The 6,735-nt window shown below is 47.5% G+C and carries 5 protein-coding genes; all 5 read right to left on the minus strand.

Features of this window, described 5'->3' with window-relative positions:
* The coding region (locus tag ACTHMC_RS20825; protein WP_440416055.1) for a hypothetical protein at positions 1-2,865 on the minus strand (2,865 nt) is incomplete at its 3' end.
* A 571-nt stretch (positions 2,866-3,436) separates the two neighbouring features.
* Positions 3,437-4,144, minus strand: a complete 708-nt coding sequence (locus tag ACTHMC_RS20830) for a hypothetical protein (protein WP_440416056.1) — start codon at positions 4,142-4,144, stop codon at positions 3,437-3,439.
* 35 nt (positions 4,145-4,179) lie between these two features.
* Positions 4,180-5,100, minus strand: coding sequence for a hydroxypyruvate isomerase family protein (locus tag ACTHMC_RS20835; RefSeq protein ID WP_440416058.1), 921 nt, complete (start codon positions 5,098-5,100; stop codon positions 4,180-4,182).
* Between the two features lie 26 nt (positions 5,101-5,126).
* The gene (locus ACTHMC_RS20840) at positions 5,127-5,966 is read right to left on the minus strand and encodes an ABC transporter permease (RefSeq protein ID WP_440416060.1); all 840 of its coding nucleotides are present in this window, start codon (positions 5,964-5,966) and stop codon (positions 5,127-5,129) included.
* On the minus strand, positions 5,944-6,735 hold a 792-nt coding region (locus tag ACTHMC_RS20845), incomplete at its 5' end, for an ABC transporter ATP-binding protein (RefSeq protein WP_440416062.1). The genes ACTHMC_RS20840 and ACTHMC_RS20845, both read right to left, overlap by 23 nt.

The following is a 6,735-nucleotide window of genomic DNA, read 5'->3' on the forward strand; positions in this document are numbered from 1 at the left end:
GCCATCAGCATCTGTGAAATTATCGATCTTACCATCGCCATTGGCATCAACACCACCGGCTTCCACTACATCGGGAATACCATCATTGTCGCTGTCAAGGTCAAGGGCATTGATCTTACCGTCCAGGTCACGGTCATAACGATCATCGATACCATCTCCGTTGGCATCCACAAAACCCGGTGTATTGGCATCGCGGTAATCTTCGATACCATCAAAATCGCTATCCATGAATATATCTACACCACCGCTTTCATCGATATCAAGTACGCCGTCATCATCCTTATCAATATCACAGGTAACTACTACGGGTACACTAACACAGGTTGTAACACCGCAATCAGCTTCGATCCTTACAAAATAGGTTGTGCTGGTTGTTGGGTTTACAGTAATAGTAGTACCTGTTCCTACAGCCGTACCGGTTCCGCAGCCACCCGCGTACCATGTGTATACGCCACCGCTGCCTGTAGAGCCACCATTGGCGCGCAGGGTGACGGATTCACCAGGACAGATCCTTAATTTATTCTTTGAAGCCGAAGTCGGCGCACCGGCTGCTGTTTTAGCTGTCAACTGTACAACATTGGAAGTATCACGGCAAGCAGCTGAGCTCATATTTCCCTGGGCCGCCATGATCACCCGGTAATATTTATTGATGGCCGTTGAAGGCAGTGGGCTGATCATGTACATCTGTGAAGTACTTACGCTTCCAAGGTTAGTCCAGGTAGTTCCGTTAGTGCTTTCCTGCCACTGGTATTCTTTAGGACCAGGAATTACTGCAGGGTCATTGGGTTGTGCAAAGAAGATGGTAGTTCCTCCCACGCAACCTGATGAAGGCATGGTGGTGGAAACGGTAGGCATGGGATCGCAGGAGCCGAACTGAATATCATCGATGGCGATATCATTGCCACACCCCCCTTCTGCATTATTCGACAATTCGAATATCACACCGTTGGTAAATCCGGGAGGCATTACCCACTTGAGACCATATTGATCCCAGGTTCCTGTATTGGTAATATACCCCGTAGAAATCTGTGTGATCACCAGCCCGGTGATCGCATCACGGATGGTCATCATCACACGTGGGAATTTGAAGCCGCCGAAACCATCACACACAGTTTTGTAGGCAGGGTTGCCGATGAATGATGCATAGAAGAACATGGAATACTGCTGACCCGGACAAAGTGCGGGTACCGTATCCCTGAAGAAGGCCTTATCATCTGCATCAGCATTCACAACCAGCATACGCCCTGATCCGGTGGTATGATCGTCCATGTTAAGCCACCTCGCATTATCTCCCTGGTTAGGATTGGTGGTGATCATATACCTGTCTGTCAACAGGGGCTGAGTAGTGGAACCTATATAATCCGTGCCGGGCGTATTTGTTCCGATCAGTGAAGTGGTATTGCTTCCCGTTCCGAATGTTTCAGTGTAGAGGATCCTTTGTAATGCGCTACAGGGAGGTGTTTGAGCTGTTACAGAGATCAGCAGCGGAGTTGGCTGGCTTTCACCCACATCATCCGGCCGGTCATTGTAGTTAAGGTCAGGATTATTACCATTGGTTGACGTATCGCGCAGGGCAGCATTCTTGAAACCGTTACCGGTCACAATAGCCCTGTTATAATAAACAACGCCTGACTGAATATTACTCAGCGTAACCGAGATCCTGATAGTGGCATTGTTCTCTGCAACAGGCCATGCCGGGAGCGTACCGGTTGTGATGAGTTGTGTGGTGGTAGTGCCTCCTGCCTTACCCGTAAATGCGGGGTTCAGGCTCAGGCCTGCCGGATTGCTGACAAATGAAACACTGTTCAGGGTAACGTTTGCCGCCGTATTGATGGCAGACAAAGAATCATAAACCTTGAGGTTGGTAACCGGAACGTTACCATAGTTGTGTATTATTACATCATATTCTACTGTGTATTGGTCCGGGGTACCAGTTGGCGTAACAGAAACCAGGTTTTTAGCTGCACCTATTCCGGAAATCACTGTTGCAAGATCAGAGGCCGCCTGCGTAGCGCCCGCCTTTGTTACGTTCACACGCGCACCAGTAAGAGGATTGATCTCATAAAACGGACAACCGGAACCGGACCAGGTACCTATCATCTCACCATCAGCGTAAGTAAGACCGATCAGGTTACCTGTAGTCCGCACGGTATCGATATAAGTAGTGGTAAGGTTCGCGCCTGTACCTGTATAACTTTTATAATCCGGTGTAAACAGTTTATTGTCTACCACAAAGTACATCTGGCCACTGGGAGAGATGGTGATATCACCACTGCCCGAGGCCCAGATCTTGGCACCGCCGCTCATCTGCAATACATCCCTGCCACCGATCACACCGGTTGAAAAATCGATGGAACGGATATAGGTAGTGTAAGGAGCACCGGCTGTGGAGAACTCCAGCAACCAGCCATTGCCATCCGCGTCAAACACAACGCCCAGGATATACGCATTGAAAGAAACCATTGTATCCAGCCTGTTGGAAGTTGAGCCCGCACAGGCTCCTACAGGCCAGCTCCATATATAGGACTTGGGGGATCCTGAAAGCAGGTAATACAGTTTCTGGTCTCTGGGGTTGAATGCTACACTCGAACCATAAGAAGTAAACTTGTTGGAACCTCCGCCAGGAGTACCTCCTATCCTGATCTGGGGTGTACAGTTCAGGGTAAGGTCGCTGGTTAAGTTGTTACTGTTAGGATTATAGTTGTAGTAGTGGATCATCTGCGTTCCGCTACCGCAACTTCCTGTACCCACCGCAAATGGCCGGCTGACCGTTGCGGGTTGGGCATATGCATCTGCTGCAATGCCTGCCACCAGTATAAGCAGCAATTGCCACTTAACCAGTTGCTTTTTTAGGAGATCGTTCAAGGACATCGTTTTAGGCTTTAAGGGTTGACACGTTCAATTTCTATCTTTGTATAACTATTCGCATTGTTGAAACAAGCTCATATACTTTTCGGTTATCCATCCCTGTTGCCTGGCAGAGCAAGTAGTATCGGGTAAGATGATCAGGTCATCTGACTGATTAATGGAAGAAAAATAAAAATAGTGCTGGTGTAAATACCCTGTAGTCTCATCGAAAACCATTACGGTTCCACGAGTATCCCTGGTGCGGGAACTGGAGCTGATCCACCGTTTAGACCGTTCCTGGGCAATATTGGTATTGCCGGTCTGGCTGGATCCGGAAGTGTTGAAGAATCCTTGCAAGCAAATGGGCATGAACTCCCACAAAGCTGTAAGGGCTTTCTTAGGATCTGGATGCATTGGGTTTCGAAAAGGGTTCAAGGTACAGTTAAGCAAACGGGTATATTATATTAATAGTATACACGATGCATGAATTGTTGCCGTCCGTTCACTAATGTTGATAAACATCAAGGTGACTCAGCTTGCAAAGTAATGCCTGCATGCGAGAAATGAAACGTAAAAAGACCGCGAAAATCTACTGGAAGATTTTGTCTGAAATACCTTTATTGATCGAGTAAGATGAGTAAGTGATTTCCACTCTTCCTTTTTGATTTTTGTCATTAACAGGTGCAGGCTTCTCACCTGTATCGTAATCAAATGCAAGACCTTTCGGCAACTTATAGTCCTTTGTATTGAAGATGAATGCCACTTTATCAGGTAAACCCCATGACATATATTTACCATAACTCATTTCAATCTCATATGTGCCATTGTTGCGGGTAGTTGTTATTACTTTCCTGATCAGAAGATCTTTTTCATCAATGTATAACGTGGAAACTACTACTTCACTTTTTTCATCAAGCGGCAATAATTTTACGATAGACACAGGTTGATCTCCTATCTTACCTGTGCCCGCTGCTACCGTTGTATAGTTCTCATCTGAAAGAGAAGTACCCGGATTCAGGCTCACACTTCCCTTTGGCATGATAGAAATTCCATTTTCCTTTTTGATCCGGAACTTATCCGGATTTTTATAATACACAGTGATCTTCGAGTCCGGTACTTTGATGAAGGATACATTCGTTCTCATCATGCCATTCGCTTCATAATTACTCACCTTCTCCAGTTTCTCTTTCACTTTCTTAATCAGTGCTGCGGCATCCTGCGCAAAAGCGTGTGCTGTTGCACCGCAAAGCAGCACAGAGAATAACACTATAGCACGAATATAAAAGCGGGTCTGCATAATGATTGTATTGACCTTACAAAGGTAGTTAAGTATTAAGTACCGGGAACGATATCATGATCGCGATAAGCCTTGATGAGCGACTGCTCCCCTTCTTTACCCTGACCGGCAACACCATGTTCCATGCCCATCACGCCTCTGTATCCCTTCTTGTAAATATGCCTGAACACATTGGTGTAATTGATCTCCCCGGTGCCCGGCTCTTTTCTTCCGGGATTGTCGCCGATCTGGAAATAGGGGATCTCATCCCAGTACCTGTCTATATTGGCAATCAGGTTTCCTTCATTGCGCTGCATATGATAAATATCATACAGGATCTTGCAGCTTGCGCTCTTCACAGACTTGCAGATCTCATATGTCTGACCGGAATGACGCAAAAACAGATCCGCATTGTCGCTCAGCGGCTCCAGCACCATTACCAGGTTATGCGGCTCCAGGATATCCGCCGCTTTGCGCAGCGCCATCACCACATTGGCTGTTTGTATCTCTTTTGAAAGACTGTTATCGTAATTACCAGGCACCACTGTCACCCATTTGGCATTGCAGCGCTTTGCCACTTCAACAGCCGTTCTGCAATCCTTCTCCATTTTGCTGACCCACTCTTCCTTACCACTCGTCAGAGAAGTTTTCCAGTGCCAGCTGTCTGTTGTGATCACAAAAACGCCCATACGCATGCCCAGTTTCGCGAGTGTATTCCCGATCTTCTCCTGCTCTGCCACAGGACGCGCCATCATACCATTGTCCTCAATAGACCTGAAACCTTTATCATGGGCAAATTTGATCTGATCGATAAAGTCCTTACCTGCAAGATTTTTGAACATCCCGTCATGAAATGCAAAATCCATAGTGAATGCTTTATCTCCCGCAGGCTGCGCAGCTGCTGCCAGCAATGAAGGACTTACCGCTAAACCTGCTCCTGCGAGGAGCGACTGCCGCATGAATTTTCTTCTTTCCATCAGAAATGATTTTAGTTGTATGATGATCAGCTCAGCACATCCTTTTTCCTGAACACATATAGGCTCAGTCCAAGGAAGCCGAAAATATGGCAAAGCAGAAAGATAGCTGATCTGGCGATACTGTTGTAAAATATTTCATCGTCAAAGAAACCTTTCCAGCCCAGCATATGCGAGGTGAACAGATAAGGCTTCATCGCATTGAACAAAGGAAGGTCGATACTGGTGAGGATGGTGAATACAATCACCACACTCATGGTGGCAACGATAGGTCCGATGGAATTCTCGGCAAACATCGAGAGGAAGAAGGAAAGTGCCGCAACCGTTATCATGGCAATGGCAGCAAAGCCAAAGGCTGCCACATATCTCCAGAAAATATCTGATTTCAGCAGCAGGATCACTTCAGAGCCTTTGAAGATGAGCAGGTCGTCCACGCCAAATATCACCAGGCTCAGTCCCAGCGACAGAATGGCCATCCATACCAGCAACAGCAAGGTGTACACGGCCGTTGCTGTGAACTTGCCAGCAATCAGGGCGGTCCTGCTCACAGGCTTGCTGCTCAGCAGCCGTAGTGTGCCCATATTGGCTTCCCCTGCAATCATATCCCCACCTATCAGTGCAATCAGCAACGGAACATGTATCAGTAAGGTCTGAAGGATGAAGTAACAGATGAAATATCCGTTCAGTATCTTTCCATCCACATCAAAATCGGACTCGATGCTTTGCATCAGGAAGCTGATATAAGCTCCGCCATCCACATAAAAAGCCAGCTGTATCAGCCATACGATCGCTGCGATGGCCACAAAGGCGATATAGGTCCGCGGACGTTTGAATATTTTGAACAGCTCAATTTGCAGGATGGTCCACATGCTGATTGGAGGTTGTTAGTGACAGGAAATAAGCTTCCAGGGAATGTTTCGGCTGAACACTGCTGACGGCTACTCCCATCCCCACCAGGTCAGCCACCAGGCGCGGGATAGCTGCCTCGCTCACGCGAAGCGTGAAGGGCTGTTCCTTATCCTGTACAAGCAACGGTTGCCAGGAAGATTGCTGCAATTGCTGCAGACAATGGTCCGGATTGACCACACGCAGCTCAATCAACATCTGATTGGGATCGAACAGATCCCTCAGAGCGCCTTCCGCCATTTTCTTTCCTTTATTGATGATGATCATCCGGGTGGCGGTCAGCTCTATTTCATTCAACAGGTGGGAACTTACAAGTACTGTTTTACCATATTCCCTGCTCAACTGAACAATAAGACGACGGATATCTGCAATACCCTGGGGATCCAGCCCGTTGGTGGGCTCATCCAGGATCACCAGTTGAGGGTCATGTGCCAGTGCAACGGCTATGCCTAACCGCTGTTTCATTCCCTGCGAAAAAGTGTGAACCTTCGAATTGGCCCGCTGGTGCAGGTCCACTCTTTCAAGTTGCAACATCAATTGAGCATTGGTGAGCTTATGCCCGCTGAGTTTTGCAAAAATCCTGAGGTTTTCAAGTGCCGTGAGGTATTTGTAAAGATCGGGGCGTTCAATCACCGCGCCTACCTGCCGGAGGATCTCTTCGCGGTGTTTATACACATCCATCCCGAAAATCTCGATTTTTCCCGCTGTAGGCTTGATCAGCGTAAGCAACAT

It is taken from the genome of Pseudobacter sp. (genome assembly GCF_051955275.1).
Classification (GTDB): domain Bacteria; phylum Bacteroidota; class Bacteroidia; order Chitinophagales; family Chitinophagaceae; genus Pseudobacter.

What these genes read in the sequence shown, in the direction of transcription:
- ACTHMC_RS20830 (WP_440416056.1), bottom strand. Translation starts at nt 4,144, where the DNA reads ATGCAGACCCGCTTTTATATTCGTGCTATAGTGTTATTCTCTGTGCTG.
- ACTHMC_RS20835 (WP_440416058.1), bottom strand. Translation starts at nt 5,100, where the DNA reads ATGGAAAGAAGAAAATTCATGCGGCAGTCGCTCCTCGCAGGAGCAGGT.
- ACTHMC_RS20840 (WP_440416060.1), bottom strand. Translation starts at nt 5,966, where the DNA reads ATGTGGACCATCCTGCAAATTGAGCTGTTCAAAATATTCAAACGTCCG.